This is a genomic window from Streptomyces sp. NPDC054842, from assembly GCF_053611025.1.
The window spans coordinates 27,744-50,707 of record NZ_JBSGZN010000037.1 but is presented as its reverse complement, the minus strand read 5'-3'; the positions used below and the strand labels follow the sequence as shown (position 1 = coordinate 50,707).

Sequence of the window (22,964 nt, the reverse complement as noted above, 5' to 3'; positions counted from 1 at the left end):
CCCGCTACTCGCCCCGGTACGGGAAGGAGACCCTGCACGGGCCTGGGCACGGGAAAAGGGCTCGGTCCGGACCTCGGTGCTGGAAAAGGGCCCGCTACTCGCCCCGGTACGGGAGGGAGACCCGGCACGGGGCTCGGCACCAGAAAGCGCCCCGGTACCCGCCTCGGTACGGGAAAGGGGCCCGGCACGCGTGGTGCCGAGCCCCTTTCGGAAGGCCGTACGTCCGGCGAACCGGTTCGGACGCCTAGTAGATCGGCTTGTCCGGTTCGATCTGGTTGACCCAGCCGATCACGCCGCCGCCGACGTGCACTGCGTCGGAGAAGCCCGCGGACTTCAGCACGGCGAGCACTTCCGCACTGCGGACACCCGTCTTGCAGTGCAGGACGATCTTCTTGTCCTGCGGGAGGCTCTCCAGGGCGGTGCCCATGAGGAACTCGTTCTTCGGGATCAGCCGGGCGCCGGGGATCGAGACGATCTCGTACTCGTTGATCTCGCGGACGTCGATGATGTCGATGTTCTCGCCGTCGTCGATCCACTCCTTGAGCTGCTTCGGAGTGATCGTCGAGCCGGCCGCCGCCTCCTGGGCCTCCTCGGACACGACGCCGCAGAAGGCCTCGTAGTCGATGAGCTCGGTGACGGTCGGGTTCTCACCGCAGACCGCGCAGTTCGGGTCCTTGCGGACCTTCACCTGGCGGTACTGCATCTCCAGGGCGTCGTAGATCATCAGGCGGCCGAGGAGCGGCTCGCCGATGCCCGCGAGGAGCTTGATGGCCTCGTTGACCTGGATGGAACCGATGGACGCGCACAGCACGCCCAGGACGCCGCCCTCGGCGCAGGAGGGGACCATGCCCGGCGGCGGGGGCTCCGGGTAGAGGCAGCGGTAGCACGGGCCGTGCTCGGACCAGAAGACCGAGGCCTGGCCGTCGAAGCGGTAGATCGAGCCCCACACGTACGGCTTGTTCAGCAGCACGCACGCGTCGTTGACCAGGTACCGGGTGGCGAAGTTGTCCGTGCCGTCGACGATCAGGTCGTACTGGCTGAAGATGTCCATCACGTTGTCGGCTTCGAGCCGCTCCTCGTGGAGGACGACGTTCACGTACGGGTTGATGCCGAGCACCGAGTCCCGCGCCGACTCGGCCTTGGAGCGGCCGATGTCCGCCTGGCTGTGGATGATCTGGCGCTGCAGGTTCGACTCGTCGACCTCGTCGAACTCCACGATGCCGAGCGTGCCGACGCCCGCGGCGGCCAGGTACATCAGTGCCGGCGATCCGAGGCCGCCGGCGCCCACACAGAGCACCTTCGCGTTCTTCAGCCGCTTCTGCCCGTCCATCCCGACGTCCGGGATGATCAGGTGGCGGGAGTACCTGCGGACCTCGTCTACGGTGAGCTCGGCAGCCGGCTCGACCAGGGGTGGCAGCGACACGGTTACTCCGTTAATCGGTCAATCAATGGGTGTCCCCCCGCTCGGGCGCAGCCGAGACCGGGGGAGGTCGTTCTCCCCGTAACACTGCCACGGCCATCTTCATTCCGAGACACCCGTTCCGACTCGCGAGACGATCTCGTCCCAGTAGCCGGGCATGCTCGCGTAGGGGTCGGCGCGGCCGCCGTGGTCGAGGCGGTCGGTGAAGTAGATCGTCGACGCGCCCTGCCAGCGGGCGATCCGCAGCGCCTCGTCCAGGTGGCCGCGGGGCACGCCGTGCACGAAGTGGCAGAAGCGCTCGGGCGGATGGTCGGCCGTCCACTCGGCCACCTGCGACCAGCGGTAGTCGGTCCAGGGCCCGGAGAAGGTCACCAACTGGTCGGCGTTCTCGGCGTATCCGGGGTACGGGTGCGTGCCGTGGCCGAACACGATGTGACCTTTGTCGCGCAGCGCGCGCAGTGTGGTCACCGCGCGGCGGATCTCGGGGAGCGCGGCGCGCCCGGTGGGGCAGCGGTCCAGATAGAAGCCGTCGGCCTGGTACCAGTCGAGGTACCGGTGCGCGTCGGAGACCAGTTCGCCGAAGGTGCGGGCGCCGTAGGCGGTGTCCAGGTGCCCCAGCACCCGGACTCCGGCGTTGCGCAGTCGTCCCGTCGCCTCCAGGCAGCGCGGGTCGGGGCGGGTGCCGGGCCCTTTGGCGATGTTCAGGACGACCCAGTGCAGGGGGGTGCCGGGCCGGGTCAGTTCGCCCCATTCGAGCGGGGCGACGAGGGGGTGCGCGTAGCCGGGGATGCCGAGGCCGACGTCCAGACCGGTGCGGGCGGTGCCTGCCGCGGAGCGGGTCAGATACGGCATGCCGCCTCCATCCAGATGTCGGCGAGGGATTCCTCGAGGTTGATGCGGGGCCGCCAGCCGAGCCGGTCGCGCGCGGTGCGGACGTCGGCCTGCTGCCAGCTGCCGCAGCCGTCCGGGTACGGGAAGGCGGCGGCGGGCACGTGGTCTGGTTCGCTGCGGGGGTGCACGATGGACGGCCGCAGCGGGCCGGGCGGTCCGTCGAGCTCGTGCAGCGCCCCGCCGTATCCGGCCACCCGCGCGAGGACGGCGGCGGCGTCGCGGAGGCGGACGGCGCGCCCCGAGCCGATGTTGATGACGCCCTGGGCGGCGGAGAGGGAGGCGGCGTGGACGGCGCGGGCGACGTCGCGGACGTCGATGAAGTCGCGCTGGACGCCGAGCCCGCCGAGCTTGAGTTCGCCGTCGCCGGCCTGCATGGCCCGGCGCATGGCCTCGGCGAGGCGGCCGAGGGGGGATCCGGCGGGGGTGCCGGGGCCCGCGGGCGAGAAGACGCGGAGGACGACGGCGTCGAGACCGGAGCCGAGGACCAGTTCGGTGGCGGCGAGTTTGCTGACGCCGTACGGACCGCCGGGGCGCGGTACGGCGTCCTCGGCCGTGGAGGAGCCGGGCTGGCTCGGCCCGTACTCGGCACCGCAGCCGAGCTGTACGAGCCGCGCCCCGCAGCCGCTGCGGCGCAGGGCCTCGCACACGGTGGCGACGGCGACGGTGTTGTGCCGGGTCAGTTCGCGGGCGCCGCCGCGGGTGGCGCCGGCGCAGTTGACGACGACTCCGGGGTGCACCGCGTCGAGGAAGCGGGTGAGGGCGCCGGGGCTGCCCGAGGCGAGGTCGAACCGTACGTCGGCGTCGTCGCCGCGGCCGAGCGCGGTGAGCTGGACGGCCGGGTCGGCGAGCAGCCGGTCGGCGACGAAGCGGCCGAGATATCCGTTGGCTCCGATCAGCAGGACCCTCATCGGGCGGCTCCCGGGGCGGACTCTCCGGTTCGGGAGGTGATCATTTGGAGTTCTCCTTCAGGGGTGGTGCCGTGGATCGGGAGTAAGGCCCGCGGTGTCGGCCCCGCGGGAGACAAGGGGTGCGCGGGCCGGCTGCCGGCCTCACGGTGTCGCTCCGGCCGGTGTCGCGTGGGCCGAGGCGCGGGTCAGGGTGCGGGTGGCGTGGATCAGCAGGACGAGGGCGGCCGTCCCGCAGACGACGGCCGGGACGGCCCCGGGTCCGCCCGCGACGACGACGGCCTCGACCGGTGCCGACAGGAGGGAGCAGCCGGGGAGGCGGCCGGCGAAGACGGACGACAGGGCGGTCGCCTCGGCCGCGCCCGCCGCGGCGAGCACGACGGCCGGGGCGTGGGTGAAGCCGTGGGCGGTCAGGAGCCGGGCGAGGAGGAGCAGTGCTCCGAGGGCGCCGGCTCCGGCGTACGCGGCGGGCTCCCCGAGGAGCGCCCCGCACAGGGCGAGCAGGGCGCCGAGGGCGCAGAGGAAGAGCCCGAAGGTGCCCAGCAGCAGGGGCTTCACGGAGTCGGCGAACTCCTCCAGGCCGCGGCTCGCGGTGAGTCGACGTCGGGCGCGTACGGCGAAGACGTGGGCGCACCAGGCCGCCGGGGCGCAGGAGAGGGTGAGGGCCAGGACGGGTGCGAGGGCCAGGGGCCAGGGCCCGTCGGGGCCGCCCTCGATGCCGGCGCCCAGCAGTCCGTCGCCGACCAGCGCGTAGGTGAGGAGCCAGCAGATCCAGGCGCGGGAGGTGTTGCGGTCCGGGGCGCTGAGGGGTCCCCGGCGCAGGGCCAACCGCAGGCCGATCGCGACGGCCAGGACACCGGCGGCGGCCACGGCGAGGCGCGGCTGCCCGTCGGTGAGGCGCAGTCCGGCCACGGTCGCCGCGCACAGGGCGCCCGGGAGCAGGGCGAGCGCGGCCCAGCGGGCGGGTGCGCCGGAAGCGTCGGCCGTCTCGGGCCGTGCCGTCGGCTCCCCGTCGCGGGACACGCGGGCGTACATCTCCTCCGCCAGCGAGAACACGTCGCGGTGCCGGAAGCGGGCCGCGGTGCGGTCGGTCACGCCGTGCGCCTCCAGGCCGGCGGCGATCTCGAGCGGGTCGACGGCGCGTTCGCAGAGTTCGCGGTGCCGGTGCATCAGGGCCTTCACGGGGTCGACGGCACCCCGACGGCTCGCGGCCCGCGACCCGACGCCCAGTCCCCCACGGACTCCGGGGCCCCGGCTCACTCCGGTGCGATCTTCGGCTTCGGCGCCCACTCCGACTTCGACGTTCCGGCTCACCCCGGTGCCGCTCTCGGCTTCGGCGCCCACTCCGACTTCGACGTTCCCGCTCACCCCGGTGCCGCTCTCGGCTTCGGCGCCCACTTGGACACCGGGACCCCGGCTCGCATGGGCGTCCCAGCGAGCTTCCGCGTCCCCCCTTCCTCCGGTGCGGCCTTCGAACGCGGCGCCGGACGGGACGTCGGCCGCCTGGACCGCATCCAGCCGACCGGGCTTCTTCACAGCTTCCGCCTCACCGAACCCGCCGGGCTCCCCCGCCAACTCCCCGGCGCTGAGCCCGCCGAGCACGTCGGCCACCTGACCCCCGTCGAGCCGACCGAACCTCCCCGGCTTCACCGGCCCACCAAGCCCGCCGGGCTCCCCCGCCAACTCCCCGGCACCCAACCCGCCCAGCCCGCCGAGCCCGTCAGAAAGCTGACCCCCGTCGGCGACCTGACCTCCGTCCAGCCGACCGAACCTCCCCGGCTCCACCGCCCCACCGAGCCCGCCGGTTCCCCCGGCCAACTGCCCGGTACCCAGCGACCCGAGCCCACCGAGTCCGTCGGTGACTTCCCCCGCGTCGAGCCGACTCCGGTCCTCCGGGGGCAGGACCTCACCCGCCCCGCCCGCTCGTCCGGCGCCCTCGCCCGGCTCGCTCGGTCCGCTGAACCCGCTGATGCCACCGAGGTCGGTCGCCTCGCCCGCGCCGCTCATCACACGCCCTCCCCGGCCGGGACCGCCTGGGGCGCCGGCACCGTGGCGACGGCCGGGACGGTCACCGTGGCGCGTACCGGTGCGCCCGCCGCCCAGCACGGCCGGCCCGCGGCCATCAGGCGGGACTCGGTCCAGCGGCCGGGCACATGGGCCTCGGCCGGGACGCCGAAGGGCAGCGGTTCGCCGGTCTCGTCGACGACGACCCGCCGTACCGGGGAGTGCGAGACGATCTCCAGGTAAATGCCGTGAAATGCCGCGATGTTCTGCTCAACGGTGAACAGTTCGAGGGCGCGGGCGCGGGCGGCGGCGCCGAGCCGCTCACGGCGCTCGGGGTCGCGCAGCAGCGCCACGCACGCCTCGGCGAGCGCTCGCGGATTGCGCGGGGGCACCACCAGCCCCGTGCCGCCGATGACCTCGACGACCGCGCCGACGTCTGTGGAAACCGTGGCGCGTCCGCAGAACATGGCCTCGACCAGGCTGATCGGGAAGCCTTCGACGACGCTCGACAGGACGATCACGGCGCCCGCCGCGTACGCCTCCGCGAGGCTCGGGACCTCGGGGCCGCCGATCTCCTCGAAGGACACGGGGTTGTCGCCGACCGCGTGCACGCCCTCCGCCTCGTCGGGGAAGAGCTGCGCGGCCAGGGCCCTGCAGTGGCCGAGGTAGGCGGCGCCCTCCGCGCCCGCGGCGGCGCCGACGATGCGCAGCCGCGTCTTCGGTTCCTCCCTGCGGATCTCGGCGAAGGCGTGCAGGAGGGAGATGAGGTCCTTGGCCGGTTCGATGCGGCCGACCCAGACCAGCGTGTCGGGGTCCGCGCCGGCCGCGCCCTCCGGGTTCTCGCCGACCTCCGCGAAACGGGAGGCGTCCATGCCCGGGTAGACCGTGCGCAGCTTGGCGCGGTCGGCGCCGCAGCGCTCCTGCCAGCGGCGGGCGTGCGTGTTGCCGGGCGTGATGAAGGAGGCCCGGCGGTAGACCTCGGAGGCCAGCCTGCCGTGGAAGGCGGCGAGCAGCGACCGTACCGCCGGGGGTGCCTGGGTCGAGGCGAGATAGTGGGCCCGCAGTTGGACCCCGTACTCCGTGACGAGCAGTGGGACTCCGGAGAAGTGGCGCGCCAGCAGCCCGGGCAGCGCGGCGGAGCCGCCGGCCGCGGCGTGGCAGAGGTCGGCCGAGCCGAGCCCGTCGTCCTCGTACCAGTCGAGGGAGAGGGGGCGCAGTGCCCGTTCGAAGTGGGCGGCGACGGCGAGCAGGTCGGGCACCCGGGCGGTGCGGGCCGCCCGGAGCGCGCCGGGCGCACGACAGGCGCGCTCCAGGGCGCGTACGGCGGCCTCGGATCGCAGGGCACCGATCAGTCCGCCCTCGTCCCGGGCGAGTTCGGCGAGGGCGTACAGCGCGTTGCCGAAACGGTCCGCCTCAACGCCGTCAGCGGTCTCCGGGCCCTCGGAGGACCCCGCCGCGTCGGCGCCCGCTGGTCCGGCGCAGACCAGCGCGGCCAGTTCGCCGTAGGCGTCGGCGAACCGCCTGCGTGCGCGTCGGCCGTGGACCACCCCGTCGTCCTCGGCCGTCCACAGCGGCGCGGTCCGCACCCGGCTGACCTGGGGCGGGAGCTCGATCCAGCCCTCGTCCTCCTGCTGTTCGCTGCGGCTGAGCGCGTAGATGTCGAACTCGTGCTGCCCGAGCCCGCGTACGAGCCGGTCGCACCAGAGCCTGGCGTCACCGCTCACATACGGATAGCCACCCTCCGTAAGCAGTCCGATGCGCACGAGTGCACCCCCGATCTCCCGTATGGGGAGCCGCCGTTGGCCCGGCGGCTCGCAGCGGGACGAACGTATGCGGACAAGGCGGTGGCGCGACGGACGGTTGTCCATCGCGCCACCAAAAGGGGTGAACGGTCGTAACTTTCCCGCGCGGTCGGCGTTCCGTCGCGCTAAGGGATCATGCGGTCACTTTCCGTCAGACGGCGGTCAGCTTGCGCCGAGCGGCCCGGCGTCGCGCCGCGACCTGCGGATCGAGCGCCGGTACGGCGGCGAGCAGCTGCCTGGTGTACGGGTCCCGCGGGGATTCGTACACCTCGTCGACCGGGCCCTGTTCGACGATGCGGCCGCGGCTCATCACCGCGACCCGGTCGCTGACCCGGCGCACCACGGCGAGGTCGTGCGCCACGAACACCAGGGCCAGCCCGAGTTCGCGCCGGAGTTCGCCGAGGAGGGCGACGACCTGGGCCTGCGTGGTGACGTCGAGCGCGGAGACCGGCTCGTCGCACACGATGACCCGCGGCTCGGCGGCGAGGGCCCGTGCGATGCCGACCCGTTGGCGCTGTCCGCCGCTGAACTCGTGCGGGTACCGGTCGTAGTGCGCCGGTTCCAGTCCGACGCGTTCCAGCAGCCCCCGTACGCGCCCCCTGATCAGGTCCTCGTCCCGTTCGCCCCGGGCCCGCAGCGGATCGGCGATCGACTCGCCCACGCCGCGCCGGGGGTTGAGGGAGGAGACCGGGTCCTGGAACACCATCTGCACGGCCGGGCCGACACCGGAGCGCGCACGTCCCTGGTACCGGACGGAGCCGGCCGTCGGCTCCAGGAGGCCGACCAGCATCCGGCCCAGCGTGGTCTTCCCGCTGCCGCTCTCGCCCACGATGCCCAGGGTCTCGCCCCGGTGCACGGTCAGCGTGACGTCGTCGACCGCCGTGAACCGGTGCTTCCCGCGGCCGAACTCGCGCCGCAGGCCCACCGCTTCGAGGACCACCTCACCGACCGCCTCCCTACCACCGTCAGGGAGCTCGGCCCCCGCGCCCGGCCGTCCGGTCGAAAGCTCGGCCGCCGCACCCGGCCCCCCGGCCGAAGGCTCGGCGGACGGCGCCGGAACGCGCACCCGGGACTCGCCGCCCCGGGACCCGCTCCCGCGGGGCTCGTCCGCGCCGGGCCCGCCCGCTCCCCTCCCGACGACGTGCGGCCCCTCCACACCCGGCTCGCCGGCGCCGGAATCGCCCGTCCGCGGCTCGTCCACCCGCGGGACCGCGCTCAGCAGTTCCCGGGTGTACGCCTCCCGCGGTGCCCCGAGCACCGCACCGACCGTTCCGTGTTCGACGGCGCGTCCGTGGCGCATGACGAGCACGTCGTCCACGCTCTCGGCGGCGACACCGACGTCGTGCGTGACGAGCAGCAGCCCCATGCCGGTCTCCTCCCGCAGCGTGTGCAGCAGGTCGAGGATCTGGGCCTGGACGGTGACGTCGAGGGCGGTCGTCGGCTCGTCGGCGATCAGCAGGTCCGGCTCGCAGGCCAGGGCCATGGCGATCAGCGCGCGCTGCCTCATGCCCCCGCTGAACTCGTGCGGGCGCGATCGGGCCCGGCGTGCGGCGTCCGGGATCCCGACCCGGTCGAGCACGGAGACGGCACGCGCGCGGGCGGCCCGCCGGGACGCCCGGGTGTGCACCCGGTACACCTCGGCGATCTGGTCGCCGACGGCGTAGTACGGGTCGAGGGACGACAGCGGGTCCTGGAAGACCATCGCGGCCTTCCCGCCCCGCAGGTGCCGGAGTTCCTCGTCGGAGGCCGCCCCCACGTCCACGCCGGCCACCCGCAGCCCCCCGCCGACGCGCGCACCCGTGCCGCGGTGCAGCCCCAGCAGGGCGGACGCCACCGTGGACTTGCCCGAGCCGGACTCGCCGACCAGGCCCAGCGCGGCCCCCTTCTCCAGCCGGAAGGACACCCCGTCGACGGCACGCAGGTCCCCGAACGCGACGGTGAGACCGCTGACTTCGACCAGGCCGGCGCCCGTCCCCCCGTCACGCGTGCCCGTCCCCCCGTCACGCGTGCCGGTCCCGGCGGGACTCCGCTCCCCGTCCGCCGAACGCCCACCGCCGACGGAGTCGGGGAGGTCCGCGCCGCAAGTCCCCTCCCCGCCACCGATATCGGGGACAATGCCGAGCGAACCCCCGCCGCGCATCACCGACTTACGCGCTTCCTGACCGCGCCCGCCGACGCCCCCGTCCGAACCCGAGCCGTGCACAACGGCCTTGTGGTCCTCCCCGGCCGGACCCCGGTCGGTCTTCCCAGAACTCATGAGAGCACCACCCGTCGGTCCGCCACCGCGAACAGCACGTCCGCGACGGCATTGGCCAGAACCACGAAGAAGCCCGTCACCAGGACCATGCCGACGACCACCGGCAGGTCGACGACCTTCACCGCGTGCACGAGTTCGCGCCCGAGACCGGGCAGGCCGAACATCGTCTCGGTGAGCACGGCCCCGCCGATCGCCGACCCGAAGTCGTTGGCGCTCAGGGCGATGACCGGCGCGACGGCTCCGCGCAGGGCGTGCCGCCCGATGACCGACCGTTCGCCGACGCCGTACGCGCGGAAGGTCCGCACGTGGTCCTCGGCGAGCGTCTCCAGCATGGCGGCGCGGGTCAGCCGGGCGTACTTGGCGGCCTCGATCACCGCGAGGGCCAGCCACGGCAGCAGCAGGTTCCAGGCCCACTGCTCGGGGTCCTCGGTGAAGGGCACGTACTGCGGGAAGGGCAACAGCTGGAGCTGCCCGCAGACGACGATCATCAGGACCAGGCCGATGACGAAGACGGGCGTGGCCGTGCCGGCGAGCGTGATACCGGTCAGCACCCGCTCGCTGATCCGCCCGCGCCGCCACGCCGAGAGCACTCCGGTGCCGACGCCGAGGATCAGCCACAGCACCATGGCGCCCAGCACGAGGGAGAAGGTGACCGGCAGCTTCGCCAGGATGAGCTGCGTGACCTGCTGGTCGCTCTGGTACGAGAGTCCGAGGCAGGGCGCGCCGCAGTGCTGCACGGACGTGCCCGTGGAGTAGTCCTGGCCGGCGAAGACGCCCTGGAGAAAGTGCCAGTACCGCAGGTAGAGCGGGTCGCCGAGCTTCAACTGATCGGCCACTTGCTGCACTTGGGCGGGTGAACAGCGGGGGCCGCAGGTGATCTGGGCGACGTCTCCGGGGGCGACGTAAAACACCGCGTAGATGATGACGGTGATGGCGAGCAGGGTGACGACTGCTCCGAGCAGCCGGCGCAGGGCGAAGCCCGCGAAGCCGGCCGTGAAGGGGACCGCGCTCATGCCTTCGCCTCCTGCCTGCGTCCGGTGCCGATCCGCAGCCGGGAGGCGGCGCGCGGGTCGAGCGCCGTCCGCACCCCGTCGCCGAGGACGGTCAGCGCGAGCACCGTGACGAACAGCGACCCGGCGGGGAGCAGCAGGTACTGCGGTGCCGCCTGGTACCAGACGTCCGCCGCGGTGAGCATCTGCCCCCAGGAGGGCGTCGGCGGTTTCACGCCGACGCCGAGGAAACTGAGCGCGGCCTCGACGGTGATGTTCATCGGGACGAGCAGGGCGGCGTACGTGATGACGGGCGCGGCGAGCGCGGGCAGCAGCTCGCGGCGGGCGACCCGCCAGGAGCCCCAGCCGCTGAGCCGCGCCGCCGCCACGTAGTCCAGCTCCTTGAGGGTCAGGGTGTGCGCGCGCACGATCTTCGCGATCGACCCCCAGGCCACGAGCCCGATGAGCAGCGCGACGAGGACGGGCCGCGGGAAGCCGCCGGGCACGATCGCGAGCAGCGCGAGGGACACGACCATCAGCGGCATCGCGATGATGACGTCGGTGGCGCGGCTGAGGAGCTGGTCGACCCAGCGGCCGCCGAGGGCGGCGGCGACGCCGACGACGACGCCGATGAGGACCTGTACCAGCGTCGCCGCGAGCGCGACCCCGAGGGAGACGCGGGCGCCGTACACGAGCCGCGCGAAGAGGTCGCGGCCGGTCTGCGGTTCGACGCCGAGCCAGTGGTCGCCGCTCACTCCGCCGAACGAGCCGAGCGGGACGCCGCCGCGCGCCGAGTCGATCAGCGAGGGGTGGTACGACGTCGGGTCCTGCCCCTCGACCGCCGTGAGGAGCGGTGCGGCGAGCGCGACCAGGACGAGCAGCGCCACGACGGCCGCCGCGACGAGGGCGGCGCGCCGGGCACGCAGCCGCCCCCAGAACTGTCGGGCCCCCGAGACCGCCGGGACGGACGGATCCGTCCCGGCTGCCTCCGAGACCACAAGGGCCTCACTCATCGGGCTACTTCACCGCGACCTGGGAGATGTCCAGCACGCCGGTCCAGTCGCTGATCACGATGTTCTTGACGTCCTTGCCGTACAGGCGCTTGTAGACGGGGTGGAACAGCGGCACGGTCAGCGCCTGCTCGCCGATCTTCTTGTCGAGCGCGCCCCAGCGCTTGGCCGCCGCGTCGAGGTCGGTCAGCTTGTTGATGGCGTCGATCTCGTCGTTGACCGAAGGGTCGTTCAGGAAGCCGGTGTTGAAGTTGGCGCCGTCCTTGACGATCTGGCGGCCGTCGAAGATCGGGGCGAGGAAGGGGCCGCCGGAGGGCCAGTCGGCTCCCCAGTGGGCGAGGAAGAGGCCGGGCTCGGTCCTGGCGCTGTGGACCTTGTCGGAGTAGTCGTTTTCCTCCAGGCCCTGGAGCCTGACGGTGATGCCGGCCTTCTTGAGGGCGTCCTGGACGGCGGTCGCGATCTCCGGGCTGGTCTCGAAGTCCTTGGCGTTGGAGTGGGTGAGCGTGATCGTGAGCCCGTTCTTGTGACCGGCCTCCTTCAGCAGCTCCTTGGCCTTGGCCGGGTTGCCCGACGTGCCGGCCGGGAAGTGGTCGTACGGCGTGTGGCCGAAGGACTTCTGGTTCGGCAGGTACGTCGTCGCGGCCTCGGCGAGCGAGGAACCGCCGGCCGCGTTGATCACGGACGAGCGGTCGACGGCGTACGAGATCGCCTGGCGCACCTTCGGGTTGTCGAACGGCTTCACCTTCGGGTTGAAGGCGAGGTAGTTCGTGTAACCGAAGTGCCCGGTGCCGACGCGCGAGGCGAGTTCCTTGTCGCCGCCGACCTTGGCGAGTTCGGCGGGGCCGAGGTTGGTGTCCGTGGTGACGGCGGCGCCGTCCGCGCCCTGGGACGCCGACAGCCGCTGGTTGATCACGGAGGAGTCGAGCCCGGACCGTACGTCGATCCTGTCGGGGTACGCCTTGCGCTCCTCGTCGGTCGCCGCGGACCAGTGGGTGTTGCGCTCCAGGATCAGCCGCTCGCCGTCGTTCTCGTTCTTGACGACCTTGTACGGGCCCGAGGAGACGGGGTGCTCCTCGTACTTGGTGCCGGTGTCCTCGGCCTTCGGGACGGGCGTGAACTGGGTCTGCGTGGCGAGGTAGGGGAACTCGCCCTCGGGCTTGTTGAGACGGAAGACCAGGGTGCGCTCGTCCGGCGTCTCGATCGAGTCGAGGCCCTTCTTGTCCTTGTACGGCCCCCGGTAGTCGGCGCCGCCGATCAGCCAGTCCCGCAAGTAGGGTGCGCCGCCCGAGAGTTCGGCGGCGAAGGAGCGTTCGATGCCGTACTTGACGTCGGCGGAGGTGATGGCGCTGCCGTCCTCGTACTTGAGGCCCTTCTTCAGGGTGTACGTCCACACGGTCGCGTTCTTGCTCGGGCGGCCGGTGTCGGTGGCGAGGTCGGGGACGACCTCGGCGCCGGCCGCGCCGTCCTCGCGGTTGCGGGTGGTGAGGGTGCGGAAGACGAGGGAGGGGACGTTGCCGCCGCCGGAGGTGTAGAGGCGCGCCGGGTCGAAGTCCTCCTGCGGGTTGGCGTTCAGGACGGTCAGCGTGCCTCCCTTCTGCGGCTCGGAGTCGCCTCCGGTGCCCTTGGCATCGTTGTCCTCAGGGCCGCAGGCGGCGGCACCCGCTGCCACGACGAGGCTGACGGACACCGCGGCCACGCGGCGCGCTATGAGGGACGGTTGACGCATCGGAAGACGACCTCTCGAAAAAATGTCTCGGATGGCGAGACGGAACGACACAGAGTGAGACGAACATGAGCAGAGCTCGCCCCGGGCGTCGAAGAGCGCGTCGAGAGAACGACCGTGAAGGACAGACGGAACCCGAAAAAGGGATACGTGACGCACGCGCCGGGGGCGGGCGTCAGCGACAGTGAATGTCGGCCACGCAGAGCGCGGTCACACCGATGAGCGCCAGCTCAAGGGCGGCGCAAGCGGAGGTGTGACGAGGCGACATGCGCAGAAATATGAACGAACTTTCGCCCGATGTCAACGCGGCCCCTGGGGCCGGCGTCAACTCCCGGGATACTGCCAGGGGTTGGCCCGGCAGTGGATTCCGTCGTGGTCGAGGAACTTGGTCTGCTGCTGCATGACGGGCGCGAGATCGCCGTCCTCGCCGCAGGTCACATGGCCGTAGCCGAGCCGGTGACCGACCTCGTGGTTGATCAGCATCTGCCGGTAGGAGTGGATCCGGTCACCGTAGGTCTCGGAGCCCTGGGCCCACCGGTAGGCGTTGATCATGACGCGGTCGGTCGCCGCCGAGTCGCACGACACGTTGTCCTCGGTGGTGTCGAGCCCGGACTTGGCACACCACTCCGCGGTGGTGCCGGGACTCGCCAGCGTGATCACGAAGTCCGGCTCACCGGAGGAGATCCGCTCGAACGTGCGGGCCCCGTCGTGCGCCCAACTCCGGTCGTCGTTCAGGGTCTTCTGCACGGCTTCGGCGAACAGCCCGGCGTCGAGCCCGAGGCCCTGCTCCACGTCGACCCGGTAGGTGTACTTGCGCCCCTTGCCGGGCGCCTTGTCGAAGCCCTGGACCGCGTCGAACTTCCCGGACCCCGTGAACTTCGCCCCGAGCGCGTACCTCTCCGCCATCTTCTGCTCGTACGTCAGCGGCGCCGCGCTCGGCGTCCCGGTGGGCGTGGGGCGGCGGTCGCCGCGCGAGGCGGAGTCCCTGGCGTCCCGGCCACCGGCACCGGCCGCCTGCGCGCGCACGGTCTTGTCCGCACGCCCGTCGGTGACCTGCCCTGCGACGACGACCGCCAGCACGGTCGTGACCGCGGCGGCCGCGATCCCCGCGAACGTCCGGCCCTTGCCGCCTCCGGCCTTCCGCGGAAACCCGGTCCCCGGGAGCCCCGGCCCGCCGGGACCGGTGCCCGGGACGTCGGACCCGGCCGAGGGACCGGCGCCGCGCACGCCCCTTCCGCCGGGCGCGAAGACGTCGTCGTCCTCGTCGAAGGCGTCGAGGAAGGTCTGTCGCGGGCCGCCCGTGCGGACGTCCTCACGCTGTGGCGGTATCCGCGGCCCGGACCGCCCGCCGGGCGCACCCTGCGGCATGCCGAGGGGGACACCGTGAGACGTCACGACGGGCAGACCCGGCGCCGTCCCGTACCCGGGCCCGGCGGTCGCCCGCGCGCCGGTCCGCAGCTCGCCCCAGCCGCCCCCGACCTCGTGCTGCTCGGGGTGCCCGCCGCGCACCGGGGACGCACCCCGCGCGGGCGAGCCGTCCGGGAGCCGCGGCACACCACGCGCGGGTGTGCCGTCGCTGAAACGAGGTACGCCGTGGGCGGGCGTTCCGTCGCCGAAACGAGGTACGCCGTGAGCGGGCGTCCCGTCGGGAAGACGGGGCACCCCGTGCGCCGGGGTCCCGTCGGAGAATCGCGGCACGCCGTGAGCCGGCGTCCCGTCAGGGACCCGAGGAACTCCGCGCGCGGGAGTGCCGTCAGGAAGTCGGGGTACTCCACGCGCGGGGGTGCCGTCGGGCATTCGGGGCATGCCCCGGGGCGGGGTCCCGTCCCTGCGGGGCTGCGCCGCGGCTCCGGCCGGGGGCGGCATGACTCTCGGAACGGCCTGCTTCTCGTTGGCCTTGCCGCCGGTGCCGCTCTTGTCGGCCCGCCCGCGGCGGCTGTGACGTCCCACGCCCCGCCTCAGCTCCCCGCGCTCGCGCTGCCGACCCCGTCCTTCGCGGCCGGGGTGTCCGTGACCGCCGACCCGTCCAGCTCGCCCGAGTCGACCAGTAGTTCACGGAATGCCGTGGCCACCGTATCGGGATACTCCATCATCGCGACATGACCCGCATCCGGAAGGGTCAGCAGCCGGGAGTCGCGGAAGGCGCGGGCCGCCCGCCGGGCCATGCGGTAGCCCACCAACTGGTCCCGGCCGCCGTAGACGAGCAGCGTGGGCGCGAGGACCCGTTCGGCCTGACGCCACAGCCCGTGCTGTCCGCCCAGGGTGTACGCGTTCACGACGCCGCGCGCGGAGCGGGCCATGGCGTCCCAGAAGTAGGGGAGCGCCAGGCGCCGTTCCATTTCCTCGACCGCGTTGCGGAAGCCCTCGGGCGTGACCATGGAGGGGTCCCCGTAGCAGAGGGCCGTGACGCCGCGTACGCGCTGCTCGGCGGTCCAGCCCCTGGTGAACCGGGTGAACAGGGCGGCGACGCCGGGCATCGCCAGCATCGCCGTCGGCCACGCCGAGCGCTGCGCGCGGAGTTCCGGGAGTGCGGGCGAGACGAGCGTGAGGGTGCGGACGAGGTCGGGGCGTACGGCCGCGACGCGCGTCGTGATCGCTCCGCCGAGCGAGTTGCCGAAGAGGTGCACCGGCCCGCGCCCTGAGGCGTCGAGATAGCGGATCACCGCGCGCGCGTGCCCGGTGACCGAGTAGTCGCCGTCGTCCGGCGGCGGCGAGTCCCCGAAGCCGGGCAGGTCCAGTGCCTCGCTGTCGACGAACTCGTCGAGCAGCGGCATCAGCGCCGACCAGTTCTGCGAGGAGCCGCCGAGTCCGTGCACGTACAGGGCGGGAGGCAGTCCGCTCCGGGCCGGCGGCCGCGACCGCACCGTCAGGGTGACGCCCGGCAGGCCGACCGACCGCAGCCGCTCGCCCTCCGCGACCCGTACGGAACCGACCCTCGGCGTGACGGTGGTGGCCAGCACGGACGGCAGCTCGGTCGAAGACATGCGGGCAATGTTACGAGACGATCACGCACTGGTTCATGTGTTCGCCGTCACAGGACAAGGGGTACAGGGGCCTGGCCCGGGCGCCGCGAACGGACGCCGAATCGCATCGCGTCCGGATCAGGTGTCTTCTGGGCTCGAAACAGGGCACCCATAGGTGGCCTGCTTCGCAGCGCGCAGGCAGTACGAGCACGTTCGAGGAAGGAAGCCCGCCATGGCCATCGACCCGACGGATCCGGAGACGTTCGAGGACGAGGAGACGTCTCCCGGGATCACCGAGGAGACTCCGGAGGCCGACGCCGCCGAGCAGCACAAGGAGGTGGCTCCGGACCGCGACGATCCGCTCACGGGCGCCGACCCGGCCGGCGCCAACGAGGCCGATCTCGCCGAGCAGGCACGCGTCGTCACCCTCGACGAGGACGACTACCGTTGACGGGGAGGCGGACGCACTGACCGCCGTGCCCCCTTTTGATGCCCTCTGCGCTGCTATCGCCCTTGTCCGGTCCGTGAAATTGTGCGTTCGCGACGCGCACACGGGGGTTACCGAAAAGTACGATGGCGGCGCGGCGCACACCGCATGTGGACGATTTTGGGAGGCGGCGTGACAGCCATCGAGCAGACAGAGGCGGCACGCCCGCGGGGCACACGCCTGCCGCGCCGTGCCCGACGCAACCAGCTCCTCGGCGCGGCCCAGGAAGTCTTCGTTGCCCAGGGGTACCACTCGGCCGCGATGGACGACATCGCCGAACGCGCGGGCGTCAGCAAGCCGGTGCTCTACCAGCACTTCCCGGGCAAGCTCGACCTGTACCTGGCCCTCCTGGACCAGCACTGCGAGTCCCTGCTGGAGGCGGTGCGCACGGCACTGGCCTCCACGTCCGACAACAAGCTGCGGGTCCGGGCCACGATGGACGCGTACTTCGCGTACGTCGAGGACGACGGCGGTGCCTTCCGGCTGGTCTTCGAGTCCGACCTGACGAACGAGCCGGCGGTGCGCGAGCGCGTGGACCGGGTCACGGTGCAGTGCGCGGAGGCCATCTGCGACGTGATCGCCGAGGACACCGGCCTGTCCCGGGCCGAATCGATGCTGCTGGCCTCCGGGCTGGGCGGCCTCGCCCAGGTGGTGGCCCGCTCCTGGCTGCACAGCGACCGCAGTGTGCCGCGCGACCAGGCGGTCCAGCTGCTCACGTCGCTGGCCTGGCGCGGCATCGCCGGCTTCCCGCTGCACGGCAACGAACACCACTGACGTACGGAGGGCGCGTTTGTTCCCGTCCGCTGTTCGCTGATGGCGTTCTCGGACGGAACGTGTACGTCCCCTCACCGGGCTAATGTGTGCAGCGTACGGCGCGAGGAACGCGCACATCACTGACCGTCGGAGGGACAAAGCCGTGGAGGTCAAGATCGGCGTGCAGCACGCGCCCCGCGAGATCGTTCTGGAGAGCGGTCAGACCGCCGAGGAGGTCGAGCACGCGGTGTCCGAGGCGCTGTCCGGCAAGTCGGCGCTGCTGAGCCTCGTGGACGACCACGGCCGCAAGGTCCTGGTCCCGGCCGACCGTCTCGCGTACGTGGAGCTCGGCGAGCCCACCGCGCGCAAGGTGGGCTTCAGCGCGCTCTAGAAGAGACAGCGTGGAAGGGGCCCGGCGGCATCGCCCGCCGGGCCCCTTTCTCATGAGCTGAACTGCACAGACGGAGCACATCTCCCGCACAGGAGAGGGTTGCTTTCCGGCCCCCCGGGGTAGATCGACTACGACCGATTTGCCCCAGCCGTGCGGGAGGGAACCCACGATGTTTTTGGAAGCGCTCGGCTCCGCGATCCTCGGTCTCGCTCTGGCCTGGGCGGCGGCGTACCGCCTGCCCCACCGGCTCCCCACGCGCAGCCTGGTGCTGTCGACGGGCGTCGCGGGAGCACTCTTCGGAGCCTTTCTGACCCACAGCGCGCTCGGCCCCGGCCACTTCTCGCTGACCCTCGTCGGCGCGGTCGCGGTCTCGGCCGCCTCGCTCTCGCTGCTGCTCCGTCCGGCGGAGCGATTCCGCCGCCGATCGGCGCCGGCGTAGCACCGCCCGCGGGGGCCCCGAGAGGCCGTCCGTGTCACCGTTCGTCGAGCCGCCGGAATCACCGGCGGCTCGACGGTCGTCAGCACCCGTGAGCGCCCGCAGACGCTCAGGCCGCGAGGCCCAGGGCGGCCATGCGCTTGGTGTGGGCCTCGGTGATCCGGGAGAACATGCGGCCGACCTCCGCGAGGTCGAAGCCGTCCGCGACCCCGCCGACGAGCATGGTCGACAGGGCGTCGCGGTCGGCGACCACCCGCTGCGACTGGGACAGCGCCTCGCCCATCAGGCGGCGGGCCCACAGCGCGAGCCGGCCGCCGACGCGCGGTTCGGCGTCGATCGCGGCCCGGACCTTCTCGACGGCGAAGCTGGCGTGCCCGGTGTCGTCGAGGACGGCGAGGACCAGCGCGCGGGTGTCGGTGTCGAGGCGCGCGGCGACCTCGCGGTAGAAGTCGCTGGCGATGGAGTCGCCGACGTACGCCTTGACGAGCCCCTCCAGCCAGTCCGAGGGCGCCGTCTGGCGGTGGAAGCCGTCGAGGGCGGCCACGAAGGGCTCCATGGCCCCGGTCGGCTCCGCGCCCACGGCGGACAGCCGGTCGCGCAGCTGCTCGAAGTGGTGGAACTCGGCCGACGCCATCTTGGCCAGCTCCGCCTTGTCGGACAGCGTGGGGGCCAGCTTGGCGTCCTCGGCGAGCCGCTCGAACGCCGCCAGCTCGCCGTACGCGAGCGCTCCGAGCAGGTCCACGACCGCGGCGCGGTACTGGGGGTCGGCGGAGGCCGTGTCCCAGTTCTGCGCGGCGACTCCGGTGGCCGCGGGAGTGGCTTCGGCGGGGGTGGCAGCGGCGTTGTCAGGCGTCGTCATGAAGCGCACAATAGCCCGCTCACCGCGGCACGGAAGTCCCTGGTCAATCACTGTGACGACGACCATGTGACCAAATCGGCCATCGCGTGTGCGCGTTTCCGGGGTATGGTGGTAATGCGCCCGGCGATTCATTCGACGGGCCGCGTGAATGAGGATGCCCGGTCGGTGGCCCGATCGGCTCCGACCCGACAGCCCTCCACGTCCGTACGGCACCTTGCGTACGGCCTCCGGAGGAACCCTCAGCGGTACGAGCGCTCGAGCGTCGGCAGTGGTCCCATGCCACTCGGCCAGCCCGCAAAGCGGCCGACGTCCCCGGCACGGTCCAGACACGACCCCCGCGCTCGCCTCGCACCGCGTACACAGAAGAGGCAGCACCCTGACTACGACTTTTCGAGACCTCGGAATCCTTCCCGAGACCGCCGAAGCCCTTGAGGCCGTCGGCATTCTCAACCCCTTCCCGATCCAGGAGATGACGCTCCCGGTCGCCCTCACGGGCAAGGACGTCATCGGCCAGGCCAAGACCGGCACCGGCAAGACGCTGGGCTTCGGCCTCCCCCTTCTGGAGCGCGTGACCGTCCCCGCGGACGTCGAGGCGGGCCGTGCCCTGCCCGAGCAGCTCACGGAGGCCCCGCAGGCGCTCGTCGTCGTCCCGACGCGTGAGCTGTGCACCCAGGTCACCAACGACCTGCTGACCGCGGGCAAGGTCCGCAACGTGCGCGTGCTCGCCATCTACGGCGGCCGTGCCTACGAGCCCCAGGTCGAGGCCCTCAAGAAGGGCGTCGACGTGGTCGTCGGCACCCCGGGCCGCCTGCTGGACCTCGCGGGCCAGAAGAAGCTGAACCTGAAGCACATCAAGTCGCTCGTCCTCGACGAGGCCGACGAGATGCTCGACCTGGGCTTCCTGCCCGACGTCGAGAAGATCATCAACATGCTGCCGGCCCGCCGTCAGACGATGCTGTTCTCGGCCACGATGCCGGGCGCCGTCATCGGCCTGGCCCGCCGCTACATGTCGCAGCCCACGCACATCAGCGCCACCTCGCCGGACGACGAGGGCGCGACGGTGCGCAACACCGCGCAGCACATCTACCGCGCGCACAACATGGACAAGCCGGAGATCGTCTCGCGCATACTGCAGGCCGACGGCCGCGGTCTCGCGATGGTCTTCTGCCGCACCAAGCGGACGGCGGCCGACCTCGCCGACCAGCTCCAGCAGCGCGGTTTCGCGTCCGGCGCGGTCCACGGCGACCTCGGCCAGGGCGCCCGCGAGCAGGCGCTGCGCGCCTTCCGCAACGGCAAGGTGGACGTCCTCGTCTGCACCGACGTCGCCGCCCGCGGCATCGACGTCGAAGGCGTCACGCACGTCATCAACTACCAGTCCCCCGAGGACGAGAAGACCTACCTGCACCGCATCGGCCGTACGGGCCGCGCGGGCGCCAAGGGCATCGCGGTCACGCTCGTCGACTGGGACGACATCCCGCGCTGGCAGCTCATCAACAAGGCGCTGGACCTCGGCTTCCCGGACCCGCCGGAGACGTACTCCACGTCCCCGCACCTGTTCGAGGAGCTGAACATCCCGGCCGGCACCAAGGGTGTCCTGCCGCGCTCCGAGCGCACCCGCGCGGGTCTCTCCGCCGAGGCGGTCGAGGACCTGGGCGAGACGGGTGGCCGCGGTCAGCGCGCCCCCCGCGGTGGACGTTCCGCAGCGCCGGTCGCGGAGCGCGACAGCGAGCGTGAGCGCCCGGCGCGCACGCCCCGCCGCCGCCGTCGTACGCGCAACGGAGCGCCGCTGGAGGAGACGTCCGCGTCCGCCCCGGTGACGCCCGTCGAGTCCGCCGGGACCGCGGAGGCCACCGAGCCGCGCACCCCGCGCCGTCGTCGCCGCACCCGCAACGGAGGCGCCTCGGAGCCGGTCGCCGCGGTGACCGAGGCCGTCGCCGAGCAGCCGTCGGCCGAGGCCGTGGTCGACACGGTCGAGGGCACGGAGGAGAAGCCGCGCCGTCGCCGCACCCGCAGGACCGCGGAGACGCCGGCCGCCGAGGCGCCCGCCGCCGAGGTCGCCCAGGTCACCGAGGTCCCGGAGACCACTGAGACCGAGACCAAGCCGCGCCGCCGCACCCGCAAGGCCGCCGAAGCCGTGGTCGACACGGCCGAGGCCGGCACGGAGGCCCCCACGAAGCCGCGCCGCAGCCGCGCCAAGGCCGCGACGGTGACGGAGGCCGCCGAGACCGCCGTGGACACGGCGGAGGCCGCCGAGGCCAAGCCGAAGCGCCGTACCCGCAAGGCCGCGGTCGCGACCGTCGACGCCGAGATCCCGGCGCAGACGGCCGACGAGCCCGAGGCCAAGCCGAGCCGCCGCACCCGGAAGGCCGCGGAGACCGCGGTCGACACGGCCGAGGGCGCCGCCGAGGCCCCCGCGAAGCCGCGTCGCACCCGCAAGGCCGTCGCCACGACGGCGGACGCCACGGCCGAGGCCGCCACCGAGGCCGCGGAGGCCAAGCCGCGCCGCAGCCGTGCCAAGGCCGCGACGGCGGCGGTCGCCGAGACCGCCGGGGAGCCGCAGCCGAAGCGCCGTCCGCGCAAGGCCGCGGTCGCCACCGCCGACGCCGAGATCCCGGCGCAGACGGCCGACGAGCCCGAGGCCAAGCCCCGCCGCCGCGCCCGCAAGGCCGTCGCGACCACGGAGTCCGCGGACAGCTGATCCCACCTCGAATGGCCCGGCCCCTCCCAAGGGACCGGGCCATTCGGCATTCCGGGACCAGAGCCGCACGACCACGGCTGCAAGTCGGTTATTCCCAGGCCCAGTTGAGGCAGCGGCGCCGCCGCCGACCTCGGCCTGCCACCTACTACGCTCATCACCCCGAGCGAAACGCCCACCCGCAGCCGAGACACCAGCCCGCGCCTCAGCCACCCACCACCCGCAGCCGCGACCCGGCCGAAGGGGCCGTGCCGGTACATCAGATGGCCGTCGGGTACGGGACGTACGCAACCGAGCCTGGTGACGAGGGCCGGCGACAACTACCGACGGCCGGATGTACCGGCACGGCCCCGACCCACCCCCCGGCGGGCAGCGCCCCGACGCCCACCGAAGGACCCCGCCCCGCACCGGCAGGCGTGCGTCCCGGATAGCCTCGGGGCATGAGCAGGCCGCCCAGCTTCGTCCCGCCGCCCGGTGTCCGGGCGTACCGTCTCGCGACCACGCGCGGCGACTTCGCCGTGCTCGACGCCGCCCCGACGGCGGCCCCGCCGAGAGGAACCGCCCTGCTGCTCCCGGGATTCACCGGCAGCAAGGAGGACTTCATCGCCCTGCACGAGCCTCTCGCCGCCGCCGGCTACCGCACCGTCGCCGTGGACGGACGCGGCCAGTACGAGACACCCGGCCCCCCGGACGACGAAACCCCCTACGCGCAGGGCGAGTTGGCCCGCGACGTGCTGGCCCAGGCGGCGGCCCTCGACACCCCGGTCCACCTCGTGGGCCACTCCCTCGGCGGACAGATCGCCCGCGCCGCGGTCCTGCTGGACCCGGCCCGGTTCAGGTCGCTCACCCTCATGTCGTCGGGCCCCGCCCAGGTCTCCGTACCGCAGCAGCAGCGCGTGAAGCTGCTGCGCGACGCCCTCGCGGTGATGACCATGGCCGACGTCTGGGAAGCCATCCAGGCCATGGAACCCCCGGAACCCCCGGAGACGTACGACCCGGCCACGCGCGCCGCCGCCACGAACGACCCCGCCACGAACGACCTCGATTCGGGTGACCTCGACGCCGGTCTGGACGACCGCGACGACCTGCGCCGCCGCTGGCTGGCCAACAGCCCCGCCCAGCTCATCGCGACGGGCCGGCAACTGTGCACGGAACCGGACCGCGTCGCCGAACTGGCCGCCGCACCGCTTCCGGTGCACGTGATCTCCGGCGACCGCGACGACGCCTGGCCGGTGCCCCTGCTGGACGACATGGCGGTACGGCTGGGCGCCCGGCGGACCGTCGTACGAGGGGCGGAGCACTCCCCGAACACGGACCGGCCGCAGGACACGGCAGAGGCCCTGGCTCGTTTCTGGGACGACTGTCCCCCGGCCTAGACG

At 72.9% G+C, this 22,964-nt stretch carries 19 protein-coding genes; 6 read left to right on the top strand and 13 right to left on the bottom strand.

Translation table 11 applies throughout. The features are described 5' to 3' along the window. Positions 1-244: 244 nt before the first annotated feature. The 12 genes from moeZ to ACWGIS_RS26105 all read right to left on the bottom strand — a co-directional run bounded on the left by moeZ (position 245) and on the right by ACWGIS_RS26105 (position 15,985). Positions 245-1,423: an adenylyltransferase/sulfurtransferase MoeZ gene (gene moeZ / locus ACWGIS_RS26160; RefSeq protein WP_453364880.1), complete on the bottom strand. Its 1,179-nt coding sequence runs from the start codon at positions 1,421-1,423 to the stop codon at positions 245-247. Between the two features lie 99 nt (positions 1,424-1,522). Next, on the bottom strand, positions 1,523-2,272 hold the full coding sequence (locus ACWGIS_RS26155; protein WP_453364879.1) for a spherulation-specific family 4 protein: 750 nt from the start codon (positions 2,270-2,272) through the stop codon (positions 1,523-1,525). After that, on the bottom strand, positions 2,260-3,219 hold the full coding sequence (locus ACWGIS_RS26150; protein WP_453364878.1) for an NAD-dependent epimerase/dehydratase family protein: 960 nt from the start codon (positions 3,217-3,219) through the stop codon (positions 2,260-2,262). Before ACWGIS_RS26150 ends, ACWGIS_RS26155 begins: the two co-directional genes overlap by 13 nt. A gap of 141 nt (positions 3,220-3,360) precedes the next feature. Continuing rightward, positions 3,361-4,614, bottom strand: coding sequence for a hypothetical protein (locus ACWGIS_RS26145; protein WP_453364877.1), 1,254 nt, complete (start codon positions 4,612-4,614; stop codon positions 3,361-3,363). A gap of 608 nt (positions 4,615-5,222) precedes the next feature. Then, the gene (locus ACWGIS_RS26140; RefSeq protein ID WP_453364876.1) at positions 5,223-6,983 is read right to left on the bottom strand and encodes a DUF3492 domain-containing protein; all 1,761 of its coding nucleotides are present in this window, start codon (positions 6,981-6,983) and stop codon (positions 5,223-5,225) included. A gap of 190 nt (positions 6,984-7,173) precedes the next feature. Then, positions 7,174-9,279, bottom strand: a complete 2,106-nt coding sequence (locus ACWGIS_RS26135) for a dipeptide ABC transporter ATP-binding protein (protein ID WP_453364875.1) — start codon at positions 9,277-9,279, stop codon at positions 7,174-7,176. Further along, the gene (locus ACWGIS_RS26130) at positions 9,276-10,292 is read right to left on the bottom strand and encodes an ABC transporter permease (RefSeq protein ID WP_453364874.1); all 1,017 of its coding nucleotides are present in this window, start codon (positions 10,290-10,292) and stop codon (positions 9,276-9,278) included. Before ACWGIS_RS26130 ends, ACWGIS_RS26135 begins: the two co-directional genes overlap by 4 nt. Beyond that, a complete protein-coding gene (locus ACWGIS_RS26125) occupies positions 10,289-11,281 on the bottom strand; it encodes an ABC transporter permease (RefSeq protein ID WP_453364873.1) in 993 nt (330 codons plus the stop codon). Before ACWGIS_RS26125 ends, ACWGIS_RS26130 begins: the two co-directional genes overlap by 4 nt. 4 nt (positions 11,282-11,285) lie before the next feature. Next, entirely contained in the window at positions 11,286-13,004 is a 1,719-nt protein-coding gene (locus ACWGIS_RS26120; protein WP_453364872.1) for an ABC transporter substrate-binding protein, read from the bottom strand. Positions 13,005-13,176: 172 nt separating this feature from the next. Further along, entirely contained in the window at positions 13,177-13,269 is a 93-nt protein-coding gene (locus ACWGIS_RS26115; RefSeq protein WP_453364871.1) for an Ms4533A family Cys-rich leader peptide, read from the bottom strand. 56 nt (positions 13,270-13,325) lie between these two features. Then, positions 13,326-14,951, bottom strand: coding sequence for a DUF3152 domain-containing protein (locus tag ACWGIS_RS26110; RefSeq protein WP_453364870.1), 1,626 nt, complete (start codon positions 14,949-14,951; stop codon positions 13,326-13,328). 8 nt (positions 14,952-14,959) lie between these two features. Next, on the bottom strand, positions 14,960-15,985 hold the full coding sequence (locus tag ACWGIS_RS26105) for an alpha/beta fold hydrolase (protein WP_453364869.1): 1,026 nt from the start codon (positions 15,983-15,985) through the stop codon (positions 14,960-14,962). A 211-nt stretch (positions 15,986-16,196) separates the two neighbouring features. Between ACWGIS_RS26105 and ACWGIS_RS26100 the strand changes: the two genes are divergently transcribed. From ACWGIS_RS26100 to ACWGIS_RS26085, 4 genes are all read left to right on the top strand, one after another. Further along, positions 16,197-16,415 carry a hypothetical protein gene (locus tag ACWGIS_RS26100; protein ID WP_453364868.1) on the top strand — a complete coding sequence of 73 codons (219 nt, stop codon included), beginning with the start codon at positions 16,197-16,199 and terminating at the stop codon, positions 16,413-16,415. A gap of 168 nt (positions 16,416-16,583) precedes the next feature. After that, a complete protein-coding gene (locus ACWGIS_RS26095; protein ID WP_453364867.1) occupies positions 16,584-17,225 on the top strand; it encodes a TetR/AcrR family transcriptional regulator in 642 nt (213 codons plus the stop codon). A gap of 142 nt (positions 17,226-17,367) precedes the next feature. Further along, a complete protein-coding gene (locus ACWGIS_RS26090; RefSeq protein ID WP_355787774.1) occupies positions 17,368-17,595 on the top strand; it encodes a DUF3107 domain-containing protein in 228 nt (75 codons plus the stop codon). 169 nt (positions 17,596-17,764) lie between these two features. Continuing rightward, complete coding sequence (locus ACWGIS_RS26085) at positions 17,765-18,034, top strand: hypothetical protein (RefSeq protein ID WP_355787777.1); 270 nt, start codon at positions 17,765-17,767, stop codon at positions 18,032-18,034. A 106-nt stretch (positions 18,035-18,140) separates the two neighbouring features. On the opposite strand, the gene ACWGIS_RS26080 is transcribed toward ACWGIS_RS26085, so the two are convergent. Next, complete coding sequence (locus tag ACWGIS_RS26080; protein WP_453364866.1) at positions 18,141-18,890, bottom strand: ferritin-like fold-containing protein; 750 nt, start codon at positions 18,888-18,890, stop codon at positions 18,141-18,143. A gap of 469 nt (positions 18,891-19,359) precedes the next feature. Here ACWGIS_RS26080 and ACWGIS_RS26075 point away from each other — a divergent pair, with 469 nt between their 5' ends. Both ACWGIS_RS26075 and ACWGIS_RS26070 read left to right on the top strand, forming a co-directional pair. Continuing rightward, positions 19,360-21,588, top strand: a complete 2,229-nt coding sequence (locus ACWGIS_RS26075) for a DEAD/DEAH box helicase (RefSeq protein ID WP_453364865.1) — start codon at positions 19,360-19,362, stop codon at positions 21,586-21,588. Positions 21,589-22,025: 437 nt separating this feature from the next. After that, entirely contained in the window at positions 22,026-22,961 is a 936-nt protein-coding gene (locus ACWGIS_RS26070; RefSeq protein ID WP_453364864.1) for an alpha/beta fold hydrolase, read from the top strand. Positions 22,962-22,964: the final 3 nt, after the last annotated feature.

What these genes read in the sequence shown, in the direction of transcription:
- ACWGIS_RS26070 (WP_453364864.1), top strand. Translation starts at nt 22,026, where the DNA reads ATGAGCAGGCCGCCCAGCTTCGTCCCGCCGCCCGGTGTCCGGGCGTAC.
- ACWGIS_RS26135 (WP_453364875.1), bottom strand. Translation starts at nt 9,279, where the DNA reads ATGAGTTCTGGGAAGACCGACCGGGGTCCGGCCGGGGAGGACCACAAG.
- ACWGIS_RS26130 (WP_453364874.1), bottom strand. Translation starts at nt 10,292, where the DNA reads ATGAGCGCGGTCCCCTTCACGGCCGGCTTCGCGGGCTTCGCCCTGCGC.
- ACWGIS_RS26115 (WP_453364871.1), bottom strand. Translation starts at nt 13,269, where the DNA reads ATGTCGCCTCGTCACACCTCCGCTTGCGCCGCCCTTGAGCTGGCGCTC.
- ACWGIS_RS26075 (WP_453364865.1), top strand. Translation starts at nt 19,360, where the DNA reads ATGACGCTCCCGGTCGCCCTCACGGGCAAGGACGTCATCGGCCAGGCC.
- ACWGIS_RS26085 (WP_355787777.1), top strand. Translation starts at nt 17,765, where the DNA reads ATGTTTTTGGAAGCGCTCGGCTCCGCGATCCTCGGTCTCGCTCTGGCC.
- ACWGIS_RS26125 (WP_453364873.1), bottom strand. Translation starts at nt 11,281, where the DNA reads ATGAGTGAGGCCCTTGTGGTCTCGGAGGCAGCCGGGACGGATCCGTCC.
- ACWGIS_RS26150 (WP_453364878.1), bottom strand. Translation starts at nt 3,219, where the DNA reads ATGAGGGTCCTGCTGATCGGAGCCAACGGATATCTCGGCCGCTTCGTC.
- ACWGIS_RS26155 (WP_453364879.1), bottom strand. Translation starts at nt 2,272, where the DNA reads ATGCCGTATCTGACCCGCTCCGCGGCAGGCACCGCCCGCACCGGTCTG.
- ACWGIS_RS26105 (WP_453364869.1), bottom strand. Translation starts at nt 15,985, where the DNA reads ATGTCTTCGACCGAGCTGCCGTCCGTGCTGGCCACCACCGTCACGCCG.
- ACWGIS_RS26120 (WP_453364872.1), bottom strand. Translation starts at nt 13,004, where the DNA reads ATGCGTCAACCGTCCCTCATAGCGCGCCGCGTGGCCGCGGTGTCCGTC.
- ACWGIS_RS26080 (WP_453364866.1), bottom strand. Translation starts at nt 18,890, where the DNA reads ATGACGACGCCTGACAACGCCGCTGCCACCCCCGCCGAAGCCACTCCC.
- ACWGIS_RS26100 (WP_453364868.1), top strand. Translation starts at nt 16,197, where the DNA reads ATGGCCATCGACCCGACGGATCCGGAGACGTTCGAGGACGAGGAGACG.